This window comes from Nocardioides sp. URHA0020 (genome assembly GCF_000620705.1).
Lineage (GTDB): Bacteria > Actinomycetota > Actinomycetes > Propionibacteriales > Nocardioidaceae > Nocardioides.
The window spans coordinates 210,788-233,061 of sequence record NZ_KK211170.1 but is presented as its reverse complement, the minus strand read 5'-3'; the positions used below and the strand labels follow the sequence as shown (position 1 = coordinate 233,061).

Sequence of the window (22,274 nt, the reverse complement as noted above, 5' to 3'; positions counted from 1 at the left end):
CTCAGCCCCGCCTCGCTGCCCGGACGTCGAGCCACGGCTGACCGGTGCGCTGACCGCGCACGTGCAGCACCTGCTCCGGCACCCAGCCGGCCGTCTCGAGCACCGCCCGCAGCGGCTCCTCGCGCCAGTAGACGACGTGCCGCGGCGCCTCGATGCTGCCGTGCACCGAGGCCGCCTCGCCGTCGCCCTCCTTGAGGGAGAGGTGCAGCAGCCCGCCGGGACGGGTCGCCGCGGCCAGGCGCGCGAGCACGATCGGCAGGTCGGCGCGGGCCACGTGCAGCAGGCAGGCGCTCGCCCACACCCCGTCGTACGGCGTGCCCGGGCGCGCGGGGTCGTCGAGGTCGTCGGTGAGCGGGTCGAGGCGGTCGGCCTCGTGACCGTCGGCGCGCATCAGCTCGACGAACGCGGGCGTGATGTCGGTGCGGCGCACGCTCAACCCGGCCTCCTCGAGCGAGCGTGCGTCCCGCCCCGGTCCGCTGCCGATCTCGAGCACCCGCGCGCCCGGGCCGAGCGCGGCGACGTACGCCGCCAGCTCGTCCACGACCATGGCGGGCAGGCTCGCGGTGCCGTCGCGGTACGCCGTCGCGTGGGCGTCGTACGCCTCGACGGTGGCGCGACCGACCGCTGCCCGCACGTCCCAGGCGTGGTGGACCAGGTCGTGGAGGTGGTAGACCCCGATGCTCTCGATCGTGAACGCGCTGCCGTTGCTGCGGAAGCCACGCCGGCCCCAGGCGCCGGGCGGCACCGACTCGTAGCGCTCGGCGACCGTCTCGGCGGCGTCGAGCAGCTCGGTGGCGACCGTCGCCGGGTCCTGCTCGGCGTACCTGTCTGCCAGGGCGGTCTCGTCCTGGTCCCAGTTCGGGAAGGTCGGGTCGTCCTGGTCGAGCATCAGCCCGACGCGGAGGTCGAAGATGCGGTGGACGTCGCGCACGTGCGCGGCGTACTCCAGCGGCGACCAGGTGCTCGGCTCCGGTCGGACGCCGGCGTCGTCGAGGGTCAGGACCGCCTCCCAGGCGGTGGCGTTGTCGCGGATCACCTCGGGGATGCGGTCGACGGTGGTCGTGGTCGCGTCGAAGCCGCACTCGGGGCACGGCCGCTCGAGGACCCAGGTCCAGTCCTTGGTGTCCGGGTCGATGGTCGCCTCGCTCATGGCGCCATTCTCCCAGGGCCGTCCGCCAGCCCGCACTCGACTTCCGGCCAGGGTCCGCGAAGATGGCGCCATGGTGCTCGTCCGACCCGTCCTGGAGACCGACCTGCCCGCCCTCGCCGCGATCTACGACGAGGAGGTGCGGCACGGGATCTCGACCTTCGCGACCGAGCCGCCCGGCGTCGAGCACTGGCGACCCCGACTCGAGCTGACCCGGCCGGGCGACCACCTGCTCGTCGCGGAGCGCGACGGCGTCCCGGTCGGCTACGCCTTCTCGGGCGACTACCGGCCGCGGGCGGCCTACCGCCACACCCGCGAGACCTCGATCTACCTCGCGCCCGAGGCGCGCGGGGCGGGCGTCGGACGGGCGCTGTACGACGCGCTGCTGCCGCTGCTGCGCGCCGACGGGGTGCGGCTCGTCGTCGCCGTCATCGCGCTCCCCAACCCCGGCAGCCAGGGCCTGCACCGCGCCTGCGGCTTCGAGCGCGTGGGCGTGCTGCACGACGTCGGCCGGAAGTTCGACACCTGGATCGACACCGAGCTCTGGGCGCTGCGGCTCGCTACGTGAGCAGCAGCTTGTCGAGCCGTCGGCGTACGACGACCAGCCCGATCAGCCCCATCGCCACCAGGTAGACGACCGAGACGGCGCTCCCCCACGACAGCGCGCCGGTGGTCAGCTCGCGGCAGAGGACGACGCCGCGGTAGAGCGGCGTGCACTCGACCACCCAGCGCAGCCCGACGGGGAAGGCGGTGACGGGGAAGAAGGTCGCCGAGAAGAGGAACATCGGCATCGTCGCCAGGGTGATGTACTCGAAGTCCTGCCAGGACCGCATGAAGGTGGTGAGCGCCATGCAGACGCCCCCGAACGCGAGACCGATCAGCAGCGACGCCGGCACGACGAGCAGCGCCCACCACGACGACACCAGGTCCATCGCGACCATGATCACCAGGAAGGCGGTGGCGTAGATCCCGCCGCGCAGCAGCGACCAGCTCAGCTCGCCGCGGGCGATGTCCATCGTGCTCAGCGGGGTCGCCAGCATCTGGTCGAAGAGCCGGTTGTACTTGAGCTTGAAGAAGAAGTTGAACGTCGCGTCCATGATCGTGCCGTTCATCGCGGACGCGGCGAGCATGCCGGGCGCGACGAACTCGGCGTACGGGATGGTCTCCCCGTTGAACTCGAAGCCGGTGATCAGCGCACCGACGCCGACGCCGATCGAGAAGAGGTAGAGCACCGGCTCGAGGAAGCCGCTCAGGAAGATGTACCAGGCACGGCGGTAGGCGAGGTAGTTGCGGTAGAGCAGCAGGCCGGTGGCCTGGCGGGGCGAGATCGGCGTACGCGCGGCGCGGCCGACGGCGGCGTTGAGCATGACCACGTCAGCTCACCATCCGCTTCGTCAGCCGGCGTACGGCCCAGAACCAGCCGAGCACGGCGAGCACGGCGAGGTAGAGCACGTGGATCGCCGCGAGCGGCCAGTCGACGTCGCCGAGCGTGAGCATCCGGGTCAGGTCGACGCCGTGCCACAGGGGGGTCGCCTTCGCGACCACCTGCAGCCACCCGTCGAGGTTGGCGATCGGGAAGAAGGCCCCGGAGAAGAGGAAGAGCGGCATCATGCCGAGCCGGAAGACCAGCGCGAACGGGCTCTCGTCCTTCAGTCCCGCCGACAGCGCGTAGATCGGGGTGGCGAAGGCGAGGCCGACGAGCAGGGAGACCAGGAACGCGCCGAGCGCCCCGGCGACCGACGCGAACACGCCGAAGGGCGCCATCACGACCACGAACACCGCGCACGAGATCGCGACCCGGAAGAGCGCGAAGCCGAGGTGCGCGACGATCACGTCCGGTACGCCGAGCGGCGTGGCGGTCATGCCGAAGTAGGTCTTGTGCCACTTCACCATGCCCATCACCGGGTAGGTCACCTCGCCGAAGACGATCGTCATCGCCTGCGCCGCCAGCAGCCCGGGTGCCACGAAGTCGAGGTACGACGTCGCGCCCTCCAGCGTGCTCGGGTCGCCCTCGATGAAGCCGCCGAGCAGCACGCCCATCGCGAGCACGTAGAGCAGCGGCGACACGAAGGACGTGATGACGCTGCCCTTCCAGGTCCGCTTGTAGGCGATCGCCCAGTAGTCGAACATCCGGGCGGCACCGGACAGCACCCCGCTCGGGGCCGTGGACGTCTCGATCTCCGCCATCAGTCGACCAGCGTCCGACCGGTGAGCCGCAGGAAGACGTCCTCGAGGGTCGAGCGGCGGACGAGCGTGACGATCGGCTCGAGGCCGCGCTCGTGCACCTTGGCGACCGTCTCCTCGCCGTCGACGGTGTAGAGCAGCAGGCGGTCGGGCAGCACCTCGACCCGGTCGGCGAGGTCCTCGACCTTGGCGGCGATCGCCTCGTGCTCGCCGACCCCGAACCGGAGCTCGGCGACCTCGCGGGTGGAGTGCTCGGCGATCAGCGACAGCGGGGAGCCCTCGGCCACGATCAGGCCCTTGTCCATCACGACCAGCCGGTCGGACAGCTGCTCGGCCTCGTCCATGTAGTGCGTCGTCAGGACGATGGTCACGCCCTGCTGCTTGAGCCGGAAGAGCCGGTCCCAGACGACGTGGCGGGCCTGCGGGTCGAGGCCGGTGGTCGGCTCGTCGAGCAGCAGGATCTCCGGGCGGTTGATCAGGCTGCGCGCGATCGTGAGCCGCCGCTTCATGCCGCCCGAGAGGTCCTCGACCATCGCATCGGCCTTCTCGGTGAGCTGGACGAACTCGAGCAGCTCGTCCACCCGCTCCCGCACCACCTTGCGGCCCAGGCCGAAGTAGCGGCCGTAGACGAACAGGTTGTCGCGGACAGTCAGCTCGGTGTCGAGCGTGTCCTCCTGCGGGCACACGCCGATGCGCGAGCGGATCTCGGGGCCGTCGGTGTCCGGGTCGAGCCCGAGGATCCGCAGGGTGCCCCCGCTGACCGGGGAGACCGCGGCCACCATCCGCATCGTGCTCGACTTGCCGGCACCGTTGGGGCCGAGGAACCCGAACGACTCCCCCCGGCGTACGTCGACGTCGATGCCCTTCACCGCCTCGAAGGCGCCGAACGACTTGCGCAGGCCCTGGGCAAGGATCATGGAGTCGGTCTCAGCCACAGAGCGACCCTAGACGCGATCACCGACAGCAACCATCCGGATATCGGGGTCACAGGAGTCACTCCTGTTGCGCGGGTGCGTCGATTGGTGACCAAACCGCAGAAATCCGGGCGCCCGATCTGCGGTTAGTGACCAAACGTCGCCGCTGGGACGCCCGGGACGGGCGCCATCGCGCCCGGACCTTGGACCCGCACGGACCCCGAACACAACCCCCACGAATGGTCACGAACCGCACCTGGGGCGCCTCGAAACCTGCGGTTGGTGACCAAACCGCGTGCCCTACGCTGCCGATGTGGACCGACAGCACGCCAGCTCAGGATCGCCGTTCGAGGCCTCGATCGGCTTCAGCCGCGCCGTCCGGGTGGGCGGCACGATCGCCGTCAGCGGTACGGCGCCGGTCTGGCCCGACGGCTCCGTCGACCCCGACGCCGCCGTCCAGGCGCGCCGCTGCTGGGAGATCATGCTGGCCGCGCTCGAGGAGCTCGGGGGCTCGGTCCCCGATGTGGTCCGGACCCGGCAGTACGTCGTGGACGCCGCCGACGCTGACGCCGTCGGGGCCGTCCACGGTGAGGTCTTCGGCGACGTCCGCCCGGCCAGCACCATGGTCGTCGTCGCCGCGCTGCTCGATCCGCGCTGGAAGGTCGAGATGGAGCTCGACGCCGTCGTCGCAGGCTGAGGTGAGCGCCGCCGCCCTCCTGCTCACGCTGCTCGCCGCGGTGGTCCACGCCGGCTGGAACCAGCTGCTCGCCGGGTCCCGCGACCCGCAGGCCCGCATCGGCATCGCGATGCTGGTCGGTGCGGTCGCGACCGTGCCGTTCGCGGTGGTCGGGCTGCGGTGGGACAGCGATGTGTGGCCGTACGTCGTGCTCTCGGTCGCCTTCGAGCTGGCGTACGTCCTCGGGCTCTCGGCGGCCTACCGGCACGCCCCGATGTCGGTCGTCTATCCCGTCGCCCGCGGCACCGCACCGGTCCTGGTGCTCCTCGTCGCCGCGGTGGCGCTGGGCGAGCGGGTCGGCGCGTGGGCCGCCCTCGGCGCGCTGGTGGTCGTCGCCGGCATCCTCCTGGTCCGCGGCCTGCCGCGCGGGTCGACCGACCCGGCGGCGCGCCGCGGGGTGGCCCTGGCGCTGCCCGTCGGCGCGTGCATCGCGGGCTACACCCTCGTCGACGCCCGCGGGATCGAGCACGCCTCCGTCGCGGCGTACCTCCTGGTCACGCTCGGCCTCACCGCCGCGGCCCAGGTCCTCCTGGCGTCACGGCAGGGTGGCCTGCGCCCGCTCGTGGCCGACGCCTTCGCACCCGACGAGTGGTGGCGTACGACGCTGGCCGGTCTCGGGTTCTTCCTCGCCTACGGCCTGGTCCTGCTCGCGCTCCGCGAGGCGCCCGCCGGGCTGGTCGCGGCGGTGCGCGAGACCAGCGTCGTGATCGCCGTGCTGGCGCTCGCCGCGACCGGCCAGGAGCCGCTGCGAGCGCGCACGCTCGCCGGCGCCGTGCTCGTCACCGGTGGCGTGGCGCTCGTGGTGCTCGCCTAGCGGCCGGCCGGCGAGAGGTACGAGCGCGTCAGGCCGGCTGCCAGAGCTCGATCCGGTTACCGGCGGGATCGGTGACCCAGCCGAACCGGCCCACCCCCGCCATGTCCTGGACCTCCGCGTCGACGTCGGCACCCAGCGAGCGCAGCTGGGCGAGCATCGCGTCCAGGTCGCGGACCCGGAAGTTCAGCATCGTCTGCTGCGAGCGGGAGCCGAAGTAGTCGGTGTCGGCACCGAACGCGGCGAAGACGGTCGGTCCGGCGTCCGGCTGCCACAGGCCGTGCGCGTCGACGTCCAGCCCGAGGCACTCGCGGTACCAGGCGCTCAACCCGTCCGGGTCGGCCGCTCGCAGGAAGTACCCGCCGATCCCCAGCACTCGCTCCATGCCGCCAGCGTGCCACGAGCACGACCGGACCGACAGGCGTGAGGATGCGGGATCCGCCGCCCGACCGGTCACCATGTCGGGGTGCACCGACGTACGCCGCCCCTCCTCCTCGCCCTCCTGATGGCGCTCGGCTGCCTGGTGGCCGTGGTCCCGGCGGCCGCCGCCCGGCCAGTCGAGGTCCACGTCCGGCTGCGGACGGCGGTCAAGCAGCTGCCGGTCGCGCGCGAACGACCGGCGGGCTACCGCCGCGACCGGTTCAAGCTCTGGGTCGACGCCGACGGCGACTGCCACAGCACGCGCGACGAGGTGCTCGCCGCCGAGTCCACGAAGCCGGTCAACGCCGGCTGCCACGTCCGCACCGGGAGCTGGCTCTCCTACTACGACCGGCTGCGGTGGCGGAAGGCGTCCGACGTCGACATCGACCACCTCGTGCCGCTGAAGGAGGCCTGGGACTCCGGGGCCCGCGGCTGGGACGCACCGACCCGCGAGCGCTACGCCAACGACCTCGGCGACCCGCGCACGCTGGTCGCGGTCACCGACAACGTCAACCAGTCCAAGTCGGACCGCGACCCGGCCGAGTGGCTGCCGACCCACGGCCGGTGCCGCTACGTGCGGGAGTGGACCGCGGTGAAGATCCGCTGGCGGCTGCGGGTCGACGCCGCGGAGAAGCGGAGGCTGACCCGGCTCGCGAAGCACTGCCCGAACTCCCGGCTCACCGTCACGCGGGCCAGGATCGGCCGGGCCGCCAAGCCCAGCGGCCATCACGACAGCGGCCTGGACCCCCGGTTCAGCTCCTGCTCGCGGGCGGTGGCGGCCGGCTACGGCCCCTACTACCGCGGCCGGGACGCGGAGTACGACTGGTACCGCGACGCCGACGGCGACGGCGTCGTCTGCGAGTAGGTCAGGTCGTCGCGATCACCCGGGCGACGACCCGCCCGAGCTCGGCGCCGGCGTCTTCCTGGAGGAAGTGACCGGCGCCGGCGATCGTGACGTGCTCCCGGCCGCGCGCACCCGGCACCCGCTCCTGGAACACCTCGTCCCACCCGCGGGTCGCCGGGTCACCGTCGGAGTACGCCGTGACGAACGGCCGGTGGAACTCCTCCAAGGCCCGCATCGTGCGGCGACCGATCCGGGCGCCGACGTCGTTGCGGGTCAGGGGCAGCAGCGCCGTCATCTGCCGCAGCCCGGCCGTGTGCCCCGCTGAGGGGTACGGCGCGTCGTACGCCGCCAGCACCTCGGGGCTGAGCGGCGTGGTGGTGGCGGCGCCGACGAAGTCGCTCGCGCGCAGCTCGGGCGCGCGCTGGGTGTGGAGCAGGTAGTCGACGAGCGCCTGCTCGAGCACGACTCGCGACTCCCCCTCGCCGTGCACCGCCCACGTGAGCCGGCCGGCCAGCGCGGGGTCGGCGGTGTGCAGGATCGTGTTGGCCGCGACGACGCGCGCGAACCGGTCCGGCTCGGCCGCCAGCACGCTGAGCCCGATCGGGCCGCCCCAGTCCTGGGCGACCAGCGTGACGTCACGCAGGTCGAGCGAGGTGACCAGGCTGCGGGTCCACCCGATGTGGCGGGCGAAGGTGTAGTCGGTCGCCACCGCCGGCTTGTCCGAGCGACCGAACCCGATGTTGTCGGGCGCGATCACCCGGACGCCTGCGGCCACCAGGACCGGGACGACCGTGCGGTAGAGGTAGGACCACGTGGGCTGGCCGTGCAGCAGCAGGGCCACCGGTCCGTCGGCGGGCCCCTCGTCCAGGTAGTGCATCCGCAGCGGGTCGACCCCGTCGGCCACGACCTCGGCGTAGTGCGGCTCGAAGTCGTAGCCGGGCAGCCCGTCGAAACGGTCGTCGGGAGTTCGCCGTACGTCGCTCACGCGGGTCAGTGTGGCGCAGACCCCTCGCTCCCGCCGTACGGCGAGCTGCGTCACGGGATCTCGTGCTCCTCGGTCGACCGGGAGTCGGTGAGGGTCAGCGCGCCGTACCCGGCGACGAGACCGACGACGACCGCCAGCAGGGCGTAGGTGATGCGCTCGCCGTGGAAGAAGGACTCGACGAGGTCGCTGCTCCACACCCCGGCGGGCAGCCGGGTGGTGACCAGCGCGGCGATCATCGTGCCGACCACGGCGGTGCCGACGCTGGTGCCGACCTCCTGGGCCGTGTCGTTGAGCGCCGCACCGATGGAGGTGCGGTTGCTGGGCATCGCGTCGATCAGGGCGACCGCGCAGATCGTCATGACGGTGCGCAGGCCGATGGTCATCAGCACCATGCAGACCGCGATGGCGAGGTAGCCGCGGTCGATGCCCCACGCCAGACCCGCCAGCGAACCGGCGAGGAAGCCGGCGCCGACCAGGCAGGCGATCCGGTGGCCGAACCGCTTCGCGAGCCACTCGGAGAACGGCGTCGCCGCGATCATCGTCACGATCATCGGCAGGTTCGCCAGGCCGGCCTTGACCGGGCTCCAGCCGTAGGCGTACTGGAAGTGCAGGATCAGCCCGAACATCACGCTGGCCATCGCGATCGACGTGCCGATCTGGGCGATGCTCGCGCCGCGGACGGTGCCGCTCGTGAAGAGGCCCAGGTCCAGCATGGGTGCTGCGGTCCGGCGCTCGTGCCACACGAAGGCGATCGCGGCCACTACGGCGCCGAGGATCGAGGCGAGCGTGATCGCGGAGAGCCAACCGTGCTCGACGCCGCTGGTCAGCGACCAGCAGGCGAGGCCGATGGCGCTGATGCTGAGCGCCGCGCCGGGCAGGTCCAGCCGGTCGTCCGTGAGGTCCTCGCGCCGGTCGGCCGAGACCCCGAGGCGTACGCCGATGCAGGCGATGAGGGCGATCGGCGCATTGACGACCAGCAGCCACTCCCAGCGGACGTGGGCCAGGGCGGTCCCGCCGAGCAGCGGTCCGAGGATGAAGCCCGACATGCCGACGACCATCATCAGGGTGATGGCGCGCATCCGCAGCGCCCGGTCGTCGAAGAGACGGAAGACCAGCGAGTTGGTGATCGGGGCCATCGCCGCGGCGGCGACGCCGAGGGCGGCGCGCAGGCCGATCAGCTCGCCGGCCGACGACACGAAGACGACGCACAGGCTCAGCAGCCCGAAGACGGCGAGGCCGACCAGCAGGACCCGACGGCGCCCGAAGCGGTCGGCGATCGATCCCGCCGTGAGCAGCAGGCCCCCGAAGGTCAGCGAGTAGGCGCCGGTGACCCACTGCAGGGCCGTCGTACCGCTGCCGAGGTCGCGGCCGATCGTCGGCAGCGCGATCGAGAGCAGCGTGTTGTCGACCATCTCGACGAAGAAGGCGAGGCAGAGGGCGGCCAGCGGGATCCAGGCGGCCTTCAGGGACGGGTAGGTGCGCGGCCCCGCCGGAGTGAGTGTGGTGGTGGTCATGATGGCCTCCTGTCGTACGGCGCCCGGGTGTCGGGCGACGCCTGACGGACAGTAGGCAGCCGCGCTTTCAGGGGGGTTTCACGCTGCCTTCACGGCCGCCCGAGAGTGAATCCGCTGGGTCGCCGGCACCGCTCCGGGCACGATGGCACCCATGCCCCGGTCCTTGACCACGCCCACCCTGCGCACCGCCCGCCTCCGGCTGCGGCCCTTCACCGGCGCGGACGCCGACGACGTCTTCGCGTTGCAGAGTGATTCCCACGTGCTGCGCTTCTGGGACGCGCCGCCGTGGACCGATCGGGTGCGCGCGGAGCGCTTCCTCACGGCCAGCCGTGAGTTGGCGGAGCACGGGGGCGGCGCGCGAGTGGCCGTCGAGCGCGCCGAGGACGCCGTCTTCCTCGGCTGGTGCAGCCTGAGCCGCTGGAACCCCACCTACCGCAGCGCGGCGCTGGGCTACTGCCTCGGCCAGGCGGCGTGGGGCCACGGGTACGCGACGGAGGCCGCGGGTGCCCTGCTGGCGTGGGTGTACGACGAGCTGGACCTCAACCGGGTGCAGGCCGAGACCGACACCCGCAACGCCGCCTCGGCCAGGGTCCTGGAGAAGCTCGGGTTCCTGCGGGAGGGGACGCTGCGCGAGGACTGCGTCGTCGGCGGCGAGGTGTCGGACTCGTGGGTCTACGGGCTGCTCCGGAGGGACTGGCGACCCGACCCGGGAGCACTGTCGGTGCCGTGAGCAAGGATGGTGCGGTGACCGATCCTCTCGCTCGTTTCAGCGAGGCGACGCGCACCTGGTTCGGTGCGGCGTTCGCCGAGCCGACGCCTGCGCAGGCGGGCGCGTGGGACGCGATCGGCGCGGGGCGACACGCGCTGGTGGTCGCGCCGACCGGCTCGGGCAAGACGCTCAGCGCCTTCCTCTGGTCGCTCGACCGGCTGCTGACGACCCCGCCGCCCGAGGACAAGCGGCACCGCTGCCGGGTCCTCTACATCTCCCCGCTCAAGGCCCTCGGCGTCGACGTGGAGCGCAACCTGCGCGCCCCGCTGACCGGCATCCGGCACACCGCCGACCGGCTCGGCGCGCCGGTGCCGGAGGTGAGCGTCGGCGTACGCTCCGGCGACACCCCGGCCGCAGACCGGCGTCGGCTGACGACCGCGCCGCCGGACATCCTGATCACGACGCCCGAGTCCCTCTTCCTGATGCTCACCAGCCAGGCGGCCGAGTCCCTGCGCGGCGTCGAGACGGTGATCGTCGACGAGGTGCACGCCGTCGCGGGCACCAAGCGCGGCGCCCACCTCGCGGTCAGCCTCGAGCGGCTCGACGCCCTGCTGGAGCGCCCGGCCCAGCGGATCGGGCTCTCGGCCACAGTGCGTCCGCTCGACGAGGTCGCGCGGTTCCTCGGTGGGACGGCCCCGGTCGAGATCGTCGCGCCGCCCTCCGCCAAGGAGTGGGACCTGACCGTCGTGGTGCCCGTCGAGGACATGACCGCGCCGGGCGAGTACGACGAGGACAGCGAGGACCCGTCGCGCGCGCAGAGCATCTGGCCGCACGTCGAGGAGCGCGTCGTCGACCTGATCGAGCAGCACCAGTCGACGATCGTCTTCGCCAACTCGAGACGGCTCGCCGAGCGGCTGACCGCGCGGTTCAACGAGATCGCCGCCGACCGGGCCGGCGTCGCGCTCGAGACCGCAGGCGCAGCGCCCGCGCAGGTGATGGCGCAGTCGGGTCAGTCGGACGGCGCACCGGCACTGATCGCGAAGGCGCACCACGGCTCGGTCTCCAAGGAGCAGCGGGCGCTGATCGAGGACGACCTCAAGCGTGGCCGCCTGCCCTGCGTGGTCGCGACCAGCAGCCTCGAGCTCGGCATCGACATGGGCGCGGTCGACCTGGTCATCCAGATCGAGTCGCCGCCGTCGGTGGCCAGCGCCCTGCAGCGCGTCGGCCGCGCCGGCCACCAGGTGGGCGAGGTGTCGCGCGGCGTCCTCTTCCCCAAGCACCGCGGCGACCTCGCGCAGACCGCCGTCGCGGTCGAGCGGATGCGCACCGGCGCCATCGAGTCACTGCGGGTGCCGACCAACCCCCTCGACGTGCTGGCCCAGCAGGTCGTCGCCACCACCGCCCTCGAGGCCTGGCAGGTCGACGACCTCTTCGAGCTGATGAAGCGCAGCGCGCCCTTCGCCCAGCTCCCGCGCAGCGCGTACGACGCGACGCTCGACCTGCTCAGCGGCCGCTACCCCTCCGACGAGTTCGCCGAGCTCCGCCCGCGGATCGTGTGGGACCGCGTCACCGGCATCCTGACCGGCCGGCCCGGGTCGCAGCGGCTGGCGGTCACCAGTGGCGGCACCATCCCCGACCGCGGTCTCTTCGGGGTCTTCCTGGTCGGCGGCGAGGGGCCGGGGCGCAGGGTTGGCGAGCTCGACGAGGAGATGGTCTACGAGTCCCGCGTCGGCGACATCTTCGCGCTCGGCGCCACCAGCTGGCGGATCGAGGACATCACCCACGACCGGGTGCTGGTGACCCCCGCGCCCGGCATCCCCGGACGACTGCCCTTCTGGAAGGGCGACACCCTGGGCCGCCCGGCCGAGCTGGGACGGGCGATCGGCGCCTTCACCCGCGAGCTCGGCGCGCTGCCGCGCGAACGGGCCGAGGAGCGGGCCCGCGTGGACGGGCTCGACGAGTACGCCGCGGCCAACCTGGTCGGCTACCTGCACGAGCAGCTCGAGGCGACCAACCTGCTGCCCACCGACCAGACGCTCCTGGTCGAGCGCTTCCGCGACGAGCTGGGCGACTGGCGACTGGTCGTGCACTCGCCGTACGGCGTCCCGGTGCACGCGCCCTGGGCGCTCGCCATCAACGCCCGGCTGCGCGAGAGGTACGGCGTCGACGGCCAGGCGGTGGCCTCCGACGACGGCATCGTGATCCGCATCCCCGACACCGATGCCGAGCCACCGGCGGGCGACGTGATCGTCTTCGAGCCCGACGAGATCGACGCGCTGGTGACCCAGGAGGTCGGCGGCTCGTCGCTCTTCGCCTCCCGCTTCCGCGAGTGCGCCGCCCGGGCGCTGCTGCTCCCGCGGCGCGACCCCGGCCGCCGCTCGCCGCTGTGGCAGCAGCGCCAGCGCTCGGCGGCGCTGCTCGAGGTCGCCGTCCAGTACCCCTCCTTCCCGATCGTCCTCGAGGCCGTCCGCGAGTGCCTCCAGGACGTCTACGACCTGCCGTCGTTGACGGCCCTGATGCGCGGCATCGACCGCCGCGAGGTGCAGGTCGTCGACGTGGCGACCCACCAGCCGTCGCCGTTCGCCCGCACGCTGCTCTTCGGGTACGTCGCCCAGTTCATGTACGAGGGCGACTCCCCCATCGCCGAGCGCCGGGCCGCCGCGCTCGCCCTCGACCAGGGCCTGCTGGCCGAGCTGCTCGGCCGCGCCGAGCTGCGCGAGCTGCTCGATCCCGACGTGCTCGCCGAGGTGGAGGCCGAGCTCCAACGGCTGGCGCCCGACCGACGCGCCCGCGACGCCGAGGGCGTCGCCGACCTGCTGCGCCTGCTCGGCCCGCTCACCACCGCCGAGGTCGTGGCGCGCTCGGTCGACGGTGCCGACACGTCGGGCTGGCTCGCCGCGCTGACCCAGAGCCGACGCATCGTCGAGACCCGGATGGCCGGCGAGCCGCGGTGGGTCGCCGTCGAGGACGTCGGCCGACTGCGCGACGGGCTGGGGGTCCCCGTCCCACCCGGCACCCCCGACGTCTTCGCCGAGCCGGTGGAGGACCCGCTGGCCGACCTGGTGGCCCGCCACGCCCGCACCCACGGACCGTTTACGACCGACGAGGTCGCCAGCCGGCTGGGCCTCGGTGCCGCCGTCGTGCGCCACACCCTGCAGCGGCTCGCGGCTCAGGGCCGGGTGCTCGACGGCGAGTTCCGCCCGTCCGGCTCCGGCACGGAGTGGTGCGACGCCGAGGTGCTGCGCAAGCTGCGCCGGCGCTCGCTGGCCAAGCTGCGGCACGAGATCGAGCCGGTGCAGCCCGAGGCGCTCGGGCGCTTCCTGGCCGGGTGGCAGCACATCGGGGGCCGCCTGCGCGGGGTCGACGGCGTGCTGAGCGTCATCGACCAGCTCGCCGGCTGCGCCGTACCCGCCTCCGCCCTCGAGCCCCTGGTCCTGGGCGCCCGGGTGCGCGACTACGAGTCGTCGTACCTCGACGAGCTGACCGCCTCCGGCGAGGTGATCTGGGCCGGCCACGCCGCCCTGCCCGGCGCCGACGGCTGGGTGTCGCTGCACCTCGCCGACCAGGCGCCGCTCACGCTGCCCGACCACCAGCCCTTCGAGCACGCGGAGCTGCACCAGGCCGTCCTGGACGCGCTGGCGCCCGGCGGCGCGTGGTTCTTCCGCCAGCTCTCCGACGCCGTCGGGTCGACCGACGACGCTGCGCTCTCGGCCGCGCTGTGGGAGCTGGTGTGGGCCGGCCGGATCAGCAACGACACCCTGACGCCGCTGCGGGCCCTGACCCGGGGCGGCACGCCCGCCCACCGCAGCCGCCGGCCGCCGCCGCGGGTGCGGATGTCGAGCACCACCGGCGGCCGCGGCCGGATGCCCGCACGCACAGGCCCGCCCGAGACGGCCGGCCGGTGGGCGCTGCTGCCCGAGCTCGACACCGACCCCACCCGGCGCGCGCACGCCACGGCCGAGCGCCTGCTCGACCGCCACGGCGTCGTGATCCGCGGCGCCGTCGTGAGCGAGCGCGTCGCCGGCGGGTTCGCCGCGGTCTACAAGGTGCTGTCCGCGTTCGAGGACTCCGGTCGCTGCCGGCGCGGCTACTTCGTCGACGGGCTCGGCGCGGCCCAGTTCGGCACGGCCGGTGCGGTCGACCGGCTGCGCACCTTCAGCGAGCTCCCGGCCGACGCCAAGCCGGTCGCCGTCGCCCTCGCGGCCACCGACCCCGCCAACCCGTACGGCGCCGCCCTCCCCTGGCCGCAGAACGCCGACGGCGGCGGTCACCGCCCCGGCCGCAAGGCGGGCGCGATCGTGGTGCTCGTCGACGGCGTGCTGACCCTGTACGTCGAGCGCGGCGGTCGGACCCTGCTGACCTGGAGCGACGACGTCGACCTGCTGACGCCCGCGGCGGCCGCCCTCGCGGACGCCGTACGCCGCGGCTCGCTCGGCCGGCTCACCGTCGAGAAGGTCGACGGCGAGCAGCTGCTCGGCTCCGGGTCGACCCCGCTGCGCAACGCCCTCCAGGCTGCCGGCTTCGTGGCCACCCCCAAGGGGCTGCGGCTGAGGTCGGCCGGTGCCTGAGGGCGACGCGGTCTGGCGCACGGCGCAACGTCTGCACCGCGGCCTGTCGGGTCGGCGGCTGACCCGCACCGACTTCCGGGTGCCGGCCATCGCCACCGTCGACCTGACCGGCGCGACGGTCGTCGAGACGGTGTCGCGGGGCAAGCACCTGCTGACCCGCATCGACGCCGCCGATGCCGGCTCCTGGACGCTGCACACCCACCTCAAGATGGAGGGCTCCTGGCGGGTCTTCGGACCGGCGGAGCGCTGGGGCAAGCCCGAGCACCTGGTGCGCGTCGTGCTCGGCACCTCCGAGCGGACAGCGGTGGGCTTCCAGCTCGGTCTGGTCGAGCTGGTCGCCCGCGAGCGCGAGGACGACGTGGTCGGCCACCTCGGCCCCGACCTGCTCGGGCCCGACTGGGACGAGCAGGAGGCCGTACGCCGTCTCCTCGCCGACCCGGACCGGCCGCTCGGCGAGGCGCTGCTGGACCAGCGCAACCTGGCCGGCATCGGCACGATCTACCGCACCGAGCTGTGCTTCCTCACCGGCTACGACCCGCGGACGCCGGTCGGGAGGGTCGCCGACCCGCTCCGGATGGTCCGGCTGGCCCGCTCCATGCTCGACCAGAACCGCCAGCAGCCGCAGATCTGCACCACCGGCGACAAGCGCCGCGGCCGCAGCCTCTGGGTCTACGGGCGCCTGCACCAGCGCTGCCTGCGCTGCCAGACCCCGATCGAGCACGCCGAGCTGGGCGAGCCGGGGCGAGCCCGGGTCGCCTACTGGTGCCCGCGCTGCCAGCCGCCGCGCTGAGCGCCGAGCCGGCCCGCTACTGCGGACGGCCCCCGCGCAGGAGCGCCCCGAGGGAGACCCGACGCAGCCGGGTCCACTCGACGTGGGCGAGCACCAGCACGGCCGCGACGAGGACGACCCCGCTGAGCAACGCCCACCACGGCACGCTGACGTCGGGCGGGCTCACCTGACCGGTGATCCGTTCCAGCGACAGGTGGCCGAACATCGCCCACGCGGCCCCCGCACCGAGGAGCAGGCCCCCGAGCCCCCCGACCAGGACCGGTGCCACGAGCTCACCCGCCAGGACGCGCCACAGCTGGTCGTCACGCAGGCCCAGGGATCGCAGGCGGCCCAGCGACACCCCCCGCGCGACGGCTTCCGCCGAGGCCCCCATCGCCACTCCCAGCACCGCGAAGAGCAGCAGGAGCGTCGACGACGCCAGGGCGAGCCGCACCAGGCCGGAGGCGAGTGGCGCGTCGCGGCGCGCAGCCACCGCATCGGAGTAGAGCAGCACCTCGCCGGCCGGACCCGCCGAGGCGCGGACGGCTGCGGCGGCGCCGGGCCCGACCGCCCAGATCGTGTTGGGGGTCGTCACTCCCCCGGCGCGGGCGTACGTGCGCGCGTCGACCACGAGCACCGGGTCGACGGTGTCCTGCACGCGCGGAGCGGTGCCCACGACGCTCAGCGACACCGACTGGTCGTCGGCGACCTGGATCGACAGACCGTCCCGCAGGCCGCGGGCCCCACCGAGCAGCAGGACCGGTACGCCGTCGCCCCGGCCGGCCAGCCGATCGAGCTGTGGTGCGTCGGGCAGTGCGCTGCGCGCCAGCAGCCGCTCGTAGGCGACGGCGTCGACCACCACCAGCTGCACCTCGTCCGCGGTCGCTAACGAGGAGACCTGCACGCCGTCGTCCACCCGGGCCGCCACCGCGGACCGGACCCCCGGCGCTGCCGCCACCCTGCGCGCCAGCTCGGTCGCGGGGACCCCGGAGGGGACCGTCGCCCGGGCATCGCCACCCACGCTGAGGAGGGCGCCGGCGGCCTGACCGCGCTGCTCGGTGCTCGTCAGCGCGACGGCGAAGGTGAGCTGCGCGACCGTCACTGTCACGACGAGCAGCGGGAGCGCCCGGGCGCCCGTCTCGCGCACCCGGGACGCGGCGAAGAACGCGACGCCGCCGGAGGCCCGGCGGGTCGAGCCGAGGAGCAGGTCGGCCACCGTCGGGAAGGCGGCGACGACGAGCAGGGCACCCGCGACGGCCCACCACACGGGCGCGCTGGCGGCCGTCGGGTCGCCACCTCCGCCAGCCGCATCGAGCACCCCCCGCTGGCGCAGCGCGACGAGGGAGAGCACGGCGCCGCCCACCACGGCGCCCACGTAGGCGACGCGGCGCAGCCGTCGCAGCCTGGCCTCGACACGTCGAGCGGTGCGGTTGGCCGGCGACCGGCGAGGGTCGGTGGAGCGCGACGCGAGGGCCGCCCCGTGGACCGCTGCCACCACCGCGGCGAGCAGCGGGACCAGCGCCCACCAGCCCCACGCGGCGTGGCCCAGCGCGAGCCGGGTGGCGAGCAGTCCCAGGGCGGATCCGGCCAGCACCCACCCGGCGGACTCGACGAGGAGCTCGGCGGCGATCTCGAGCAGCGTTCCCCCGCGCTCGCGGGTCAGCACCAGCGAGTGCGCCCGACGACGTACGAGCAGGTCGGCCGCCTGCCAGAGGACCAGCAGGGCGCAGACGAGCACGGACAGCAGCAGCACGTCGGCCTGGCCGCGAGCAGCGGCCACCTGGGTGCGCGCGTCCTCCACGACCCGGTCCAGGGTGCTGTCCCAGACGGGCCCACCGGCGGGCGCCGGAGAGGTCTTCAGCGACACGACGGCCCGGATGAGCTGCCGGGAGTCCGACCACGTCAGGGCCGTCGCCCGGGGGGTCGCACGCACGCGGGTGGTCAGGTCCGTGGCGGGCACGGCGAGCTGGAGGTCGGGCAGCGCCGCGGAGGAGACGAGAGCGGCGGCCGCCGCGGTGCGCGCACCCGCGGCGACGGACCGGGCCGGGTGCAGCAGGAGGGGGCTCGTGCGCCAGGCACGGTCGTCGGTGTCGCGCGCCCGGAAGACCCCGCTCACGCGGGCCTCGACCGGGCGGCCCTGCTCGTCCTTCGCCGAGATCCGGTCACCGGGCGCCAGTCCGAGTGCCGCGGCCGCCGCCTCCGAGAGGGCCACCTGCACCGGCCACGGCGGCGCGTCGGGGGCCAGCTCGATCGCCGCGCGATCGACACCCACCGTGGCCCGGGGCGGCCCGCCAGCGGTGTAGCTCACGCGGGGCTCGCCCGATGGTCCCTCCAGGTGGATCAGCGTCACGTAGCGACCCGGCCCGGCCCCGAGCACCTGCAGGGCCGAGGTCGAGACGCTCGCGATGCCCGGCTGCACCACGGCGGCGATCCGCTCGGGCAGCAGCAGCTGCGCCCCGTTGACGGCCGCCTGCAGGTGGTCGACCGCCCGCGGGTCCCGCGTGCGCGTGCCGTGGTCGTTCTCGGCGCGCGGGAAGGTGCCGACCACGGCGCTCTGCTCGCCGGTCCGGCGTACGGCGTCGGCGAGCGCCCGGTCCGAGGTGCGCGTCAGCAGCGGGTTCGCTGCCGAGAGGAGTGCCGTCGTCACCGCCACGACCAGGGCCGTCAGGAGCAGGGGCCCCGGGTCGGCCCGCGTCCGGCCCACGATGCTCGGCGCGTGCAGCCTGGGTCGCGTCCGCATCGTCACTCACTCTCCCGCAGCTGCGCCGTGTCGGAGGCGCCGACCTGCGAGACCGCGGCCAGCGCGGCGACCAGCAGGCAGGCGACGACCAGACCGCCCACCAGCAGGAGCTCCGCACGCCAGGGCCACGCCAGGACCGCTGCCGGCACCGGGGCCGTGCCCTGGTCGGAGCGCACGAGGAGGCGGTCGAGCGCGACCGCGGCCGCGCCACCGATGAGCGCGCCGACCAGCACCAGGGTGGCGAGGAGGACGCCGTGCTGCGCGAAGACGAGTCGTCGAGCGCCCCGACGAGTGAGCCCGAGGGCGCGCAGGCGCGACACCTCGGCGGCCCGGCTCTGCCGGTCAGCTCCCACCACGAGCGCGGCACCCGCGAGGAGCAGCAGCACGGCGGACCCGGCCACGGTTGCGTACGCCACCGGAAGGGTCACCTGCATCGGACCCCGGAGGAGGTCGGAGCGGACGTCCTCACGGGTGGTCACGCCACCCAGGTCGAGGTCGCTCAGCGCGGTCGTCGTCCGAGCCGACGGGCTCGAGACCCAGAACGCGTCGACGGAGGGCTCGAGATGCCCGGTGCCGACCAGGGCCCGGGAGACGGTGTCGACGTCGGCCAGCACGGCGAGCCGTCCCGGCGACGACGGCACCGTCGGGACGATCTCGACGACGTGGAGCAGCAGCGCACTGTCGCTGACGGTCGCGGCGAGGTCGCCCCCGGTCCGCACGCCAGTGGCGTCGGCCAACGCCTCGGAGACCGCCACCGGCACCGCCGCCGGCGGGTCGAAGGCGGTCGCGAGCACCGTCCCGTCCTCGTACTGGAGGAAGGAGAGGTCCAGCTGGGCGCTGGTGGTCAGGACGGTCGCTCCGCCGTCTCGGCGCACCGAGACCGACGCGTCCTTGACGGTCCCCGCCGTCCCGAGCGGACGCGCCCGCCAGTCGGCGTCGGCGCCACCCCGGCCGGGGACTCGGAGCGTCACGGACAGCGCTGCCGCCGAGACCTGGTCGACGCCGCCCCCGCTGCCGGTGAGCGTGAGCTGCACCGCGACGATGCGCTGACCCGCGGTCGGCAGCGACGACCATCGCAGGAGGTGTGACCGCCCGTCGACCGGGAGCGGCCCGGCCTCCAACGTGCTCCGGAACCCGGCGGCGTCCTGCACGACCACCCGCGGGATCGCCGACACGTCCGCTCCCGGCCGCACGCTTCCCACCAGCGTGATCCCGGCTCCGCGCGGTGGCAGCGGGACGCCGGTGACCGGCGGCCCCGGATCGAGCCGGTTGCCCACGCGGGCCCACGTCGTGCCGTCGAGGCGTCCTCGGAGCAGGGGGTCGGCGTGCCTCATGTCGAGCGCCACCAGCGCGGGCGGCGCGTCTCGTCCGTTGAGGTAGCGACCCAGGACCAGCGGGCGTGCGGTCACCAGTGACACCAACGAGCCGGGAGCGTCCGGACCGGCCTCGACCGCGGTCCGCACGACGGTCGCCGCGTCCTCGGCCGTGGGTGGCGCGGCCAGCTCGAGCGACAGGTCCGCCCCGACCCGCAGGTCGGCCTGGTCGACCTGCGAGCGGTGCCAGGTCGAGCCCGCGGCGATGCCGAAGGTCGCGGCGGCCGACGCCAGGGCCAGCAGCACCAGCGCGGTGCCGGCGCCGAGCCGCAGCGCCGGTGGGTCGAGGGCCAGGGGAAGGAGCGACCGGGACCGGGCTCCGGCACCTGCGGCCAGCGCGAAGAGCGGTGGGAAGCCGCGCACCGCGACCGCCGTGACGGCCGCCAGGCACAGGGCGGGCGCCAGCACGAGCACGGCGTCCCCGGGCACGGCCGTGGCGGCCCCGGCACGCAGCTGCCACCACGCGAGCACCGCGAGCAGGAGCAGCAGCACGTCGATGCCGGAGCGGGTCCACCGGCGTCGCTTCGCCGAGAGCCGACCGCCCTCCTGGCCGACCAGCGGCGACCCGACGAGCACCAGGGTGAGGGCCGCGCACCCGACGAGCACCGTGGCGACGAGACCCCAGGTGACGGTCGGTCCCTGAGCCAGCTGCGCGGTCCTCAGGCTCGGCAGGTGCGTGGTGGCGGCGTACGCCAGCGCGGCGGCGGGCACCGCCAGGATCGCCGACGCGGTCGCCAGCAGCGCGGACTCCGCCAGGGCTGCCCGCAGCTGCTGTCCGCGGCCGAGGCCGAGGGCGACCAGGAGCTCCCGCTCGCTGGTCCGGGTGTCGGCGAGGAGCCGACCGGCCAGCACGAGCGCGGCGAGGCCGAGGATGGTGTCCAGCAGCAGGGCGACGAGCACCGCCGAGCGGGTGGTGGCCTGCTGGGTGTGCAGCCGGTCGAGCGTCTCGGGCAGGTCCGAGCCGACGCGCGTGATGTCGGCCGCGGCGCCCACCCGCTTCGAGAGCAGCCCGTAGGCGCCGTCCAACGACGTCACCGCCTCCCGCATCGAGCGGTCGTCCGCGGAGCTCAGGTCCGGGTGACCGTCCACCCGTAGTCCGGCGACGTCGAAGCCGGTGGTCACGAACGCGGCACCGTCGACCAGGAACGGGCCGTACGTCGCCGCCGTGGTCCCGCCGGTGCTGAAGGCCGGGTCGGCTCCCGCCCCGGAGAGGGGGTCGCTCTCCGCGGCCGCTCGGGGCAGGCCCCGGAAGGTGCCGACGATGACGACCGTCGCCGTACGCCGGCTCTCGCCCAGCCCGGGGCCGGGACCCAACGTGACCCGGTCGCCGGGGCGCAGGTCCAGCGTGCGGGCTGCGACGTCGGGCGCGACCGCCTCGATGACGGCCCCGCCACGGTCGCGCGGCCAGCGACCGGACACCAACCTGCCGGCGCCGCCGGGGGCGTCGGTGGTGGCGAGGTAGCCGAGCCGGCCGGACTCGCCGATCTGCCGCATCTGGGAGGTCGCGGTGCTGACCAGGGAGGGATGCAGGGGTGCCAGGACGTGCCCGACCACGCCGCCGGCCGCGTCGCGGGCGGCCGGCAGGTCGCTGGCCTCGACGCCCACGACGTACGCGGTCACGTCGAGGTCACCGGGCTGGGAGTGCTGGACCTGCTCGGAGAAGGCTCGGGGGCCGGCCACGCCGACGAGCAGCACGTAGAAGCCCATCAGGCTCGTGGCCACCGCGACCAGGACGACGACCGCCGCCAGCAGCCGGCGCTGGACCCAGGCGCGGCGTACGACGAACCTCAGCACGGGCCGGTCGTCCCCGGCGTGGACCGCGCCGTGCGGCGCCGGGACCGCTGTGGCCCCCGGACGCGGGGAGCCCGCTCACCGTGGCCCACGCCGCAGACTGTACCCATCCGCGGACGCGGCCGAGCACGAACGGGGCACCACTCCCGGCGATCGAACACATGTTCTAACCTGAGCGCGTGAGGGCGAACGACGGCACCGGGCAGCGCGGGCACACGGCGCCGCGCCACGTGTGGGTCAACGTCACCCAGAACCCGGCCTACCGCTACGCCGGTGTCCTCATGGACTGGCGCGTCGACCACCGCGGCAACTGGGAGGCGCTGGTGGTGTGGGTCGACGGTGGCGGCAACCTCAAGGCGCACGCCCACATGGGCTGGGTGGCCGCCTCGCACGTGCGACCGACCGACTGAGCGAGGTCAGGCGGCGGAGTTGACGACCTGGCGGGCGCGTGCGGCCACGGGGATCCGGGTCAGCGCGGCGGCGGCCTCCTCGACCGCGACGAGGTGCGAGACCTCGCGCAGCACGTCGGAGAGCGGCATGTCGAGAGCGGCGCACAGCGAGGCGAGGAGCTCCGAGGACGCTTCCTTCTGACCGCGCTCGATCTCGGAGATGTAACCAAGGCTGACGCGGGCACCGGCGGAGACCTCGCGCAGCGTCAGACCGCGCTGCATCCGGGCGTCGCGAAGCACGTCGCCGAGGAACCGACGAAACAGCACCATGCTCACACCTCCTAGTGCCACTATCGGCCGGCGTCGAGCCGACCTGTGGG

At 74.2% G+C, this 22,274-nt stretch carries 18 protein-coding genes; 8 read left to right on the top strand and 10 right to left on the bottom strand.

Annotated features, from left to right (window positions below; translation table 11 throughout):
• Position 1: 1 nt before the first annotated feature.
• Positions 2-1,150, bottom strand: coding sequence for a methyltransferase domain-containing protein (locus N542_RS0118440; RefSeq protein WP_028645192.1), 1,149 nt, complete (start codon positions 1,148-1,150; stop codon positions 2-4).
• A 70-nt stretch (positions 1,151-1,220) separates the two neighbouring features.
• Between N542_RS0118440 and N542_RS0118435 the strand changes: the two genes are divergently transcribed.
• Positions 1,221-1,715: a GNAT family N-acetyltransferase gene (locus N542_RS0118435; RefSeq protein ID WP_036508713.1), complete on the top strand. Its 495-nt coding sequence runs from the start codon at positions 1,221-1,223 to the stop codon at positions 1,713-1,715.
• Here N542_RS0118435 and N542_RS0118430 read toward each other — a convergent pair.
• From N542_RS0118430 to N542_RS0118420, 3 genes are read right to left on the bottom strand one after another with little or no spacing between them, the layout of a single operon-like run.
• On the bottom strand, positions 1,708-2,514 hold the full coding sequence (locus N542_RS0118430) for an ABC transporter permease (RefSeq protein WP_081795366.1): 807 nt from the start codon (positions 2,512-2,514) through the stop codon (positions 1,708-1,710). The two genes, N542_RS0118435 and N542_RS0118430, sit on opposite strands and share 8 nt — an antisense overlap.
• 7 nt (positions 2,515-2,521) lie before the next feature.
• Complete coding sequence (locus tag N542_RS0118425) at positions 2,522-3,334, bottom strand: ABC transporter permease (RefSeq protein ID WP_081795326.1); 813 nt, start codon at positions 3,332-3,334, stop codon at positions 2,522-2,524.
• The gene (locus N542_RS0118420; RefSeq protein ID WP_028645188.1) at positions 3,334-4,266 is read right to left on the bottom strand and encodes an ABC transporter ATP-binding protein; all 933 of its coding nucleotides are present in this window, start codon (positions 4,264-4,266) and stop codon (positions 3,334-3,336) included. The genes N542_RS0118425 and N542_RS0118420 overlap by 1 nt, the downstream gene beginning before the upstream one ends.
• A gap of 292 nt (positions 4,267-4,558) precedes the next feature.
• On the opposite strand from N542_RS0118420, the gene N542_RS0118415 reads away from it, so the two are divergent.
• Both N542_RS0118415 and N542_RS0118410 read left to right on the top strand, forming a co-directional pair.
• Positions 4,559-4,942, top strand: a complete 384-nt coding sequence (locus tag N542_RS0118415; protein WP_028645187.1) for a RidA family protein — start codon at positions 4,559-4,561, stop codon at positions 4,940-4,942.
• 1 nt (position 4,943) lies between these two features.
• Entirely contained in the window at positions 4,944-5,795 is an 852-nt protein-coding gene (locus N542_RS0118410) for a DMT family transporter (RefSeq protein WP_028645186.1), read from the top strand.
• Positions 5,796-5,823: 28 nt separating this feature from the next.
• On the opposite strand, the gene N542_RS0118405 is transcribed toward N542_RS0118410, so the two are convergent.
• Positions 5,824-6,177: a VOC family protein gene (locus N542_RS0118405; protein ID WP_028645185.1), complete on the bottom strand. Its 354-nt coding sequence runs from the start codon at positions 6,175-6,177 to the stop codon at positions 5,824-5,826.
• A gap of 81 nt (positions 6,178-6,258) precedes the next feature.
• On the opposite strand from N542_RS0118405, the gene N542_RS25570 reads away from it, so the two are divergent.
• Positions 6,259-7,077 carry an excalibur calcium-binding domain-containing protein gene (locus N542_RS25570; RefSeq protein ID WP_155993207.1) on the top strand — a complete coding sequence of 273 codons (819 nt, stop codon included), beginning with the start codon at positions 6,259-6,261 and terminating at the stop codon, positions 7,075-7,077.
• A 1-nt stretch (position 7,078) separates the two neighbouring features.
• Here the strand turns inward: N542_RS25570 and N542_RS0118395 are convergent, their stop codons facing one another.
• Positions 7,079-8,041 (bottom strand): haloalkane dehalogenase, encoded by a 963-nt coding sequence (locus N542_RS0118395; RefSeq protein WP_036508876.1) that lies wholly within the window; start codon positions 8,039-8,041, stop codon positions 7,079-7,081.
• Between the two features lie 50 nt (positions 8,042-8,091).
• Positions 8,092-9,555, bottom strand: a complete 1,464-nt coding sequence (locus N542_RS0118390) for an MFS transporter (RefSeq protein WP_028645183.1) — start codon at positions 9,553-9,555, stop codon at positions 8,092-8,094.
• 151 nt (positions 9,556-9,706) lie between these two features.
• Between N542_RS0118390 and N542_RS0118385 the strand changes: the two genes are divergently transcribed.
• Genes N542_RS0118385 through N542_RS0118375 form a run of 3 tightly spaced genes read left to right on the top strand, consistent with a single transcriptional unit; the run spans position 9,707 to position 15,622 of the window.
• Positions 9,707-10,285, top strand: coding sequence for a GNAT family N-acetyltransferase (locus tag N542_RS0118385; protein WP_028645182.1), 579 nt, complete (start codon positions 9,707-9,709; stop codon positions 10,283-10,285).
• A 14-nt stretch (positions 10,286-10,299) separates the two neighbouring features.
• A complete protein-coding gene (locus tag N542_RS0118380; protein ID WP_155993203.1) occupies positions 10,300-14,832 on the top strand; it encodes an ATP-dependent helicase in 4,533 nt (1,510 codons plus the stop codon).
• A complete protein-coding gene (locus tag N542_RS0118375; RefSeq protein ID WP_028645180.1) occupies positions 14,825-15,622 on the top strand; it encodes a DNA-formamidopyrimidine glycosylase family protein in 798 nt (265 codons plus the stop codon). The genes N542_RS0118380 and N542_RS0118375 overlap by 8 nt, the downstream gene beginning before the upstream one ends.
• Before the next feature lie 16 nt (positions 15,623-15,638).
• Here N542_RS0118375 and N542_RS25565 read toward each other — a convergent pair whose 3' ends face one another.
• Together N542_RS25565 and N542_RS25560 are read right to left on the bottom strand one after the other, a co-directional pair.
• Positions 15,639-18,341 (bottom strand): FtsX-like permease family protein, encoded by a 2,703-nt coding sequence (locus N542_RS25565; protein ID WP_036508708.1) that lies wholly within the window; start codon positions 18,339-18,341, stop codon positions 15,639-15,641.
• A 2-nt stretch (positions 18,342-18,343) separates the two neighbouring features.
• The gene (locus tag N542_RS25560) at positions 18,344-21,508 is read right to left on the bottom strand and encodes a hypothetical protein (protein WP_036508703.1); all 3,165 of its coding nucleotides are present in this window, start codon (positions 21,506-21,508) and stop codon (positions 18,344-18,346) included.
• A 176-nt stretch (positions 21,509-21,684) separates the two neighbouring features.
• On the opposite strand from N542_RS25560, the gene N542_RS0118360 reads away from it, so the two are divergent.
• The gene (locus tag N542_RS0118360) at positions 21,685-21,915 is read left to right on the top strand and encodes a hypothetical protein (RefSeq protein ID WP_028645179.1); all 231 of its coding nucleotides are present in this window, start codon (positions 21,685-21,687) and stop codon (positions 21,913-21,915) included.
• A 6-nt stretch (positions 21,916-21,921) separates the two neighbouring features.
• Here N542_RS0118360 and N542_RS0118355 read toward each other — a convergent pair whose 3' ends face one another.
• Complete coding sequence (locus N542_RS0118355) at positions 21,922-22,230, bottom strand: helix-turn-helix domain-containing protein (RefSeq protein ID WP_442937489.1); 309 nt, start codon at positions 22,228-22,230, stop codon at positions 21,922-21,924.
• Positions 22,231-22,274 lie beyond the last annotated feature (44 nt).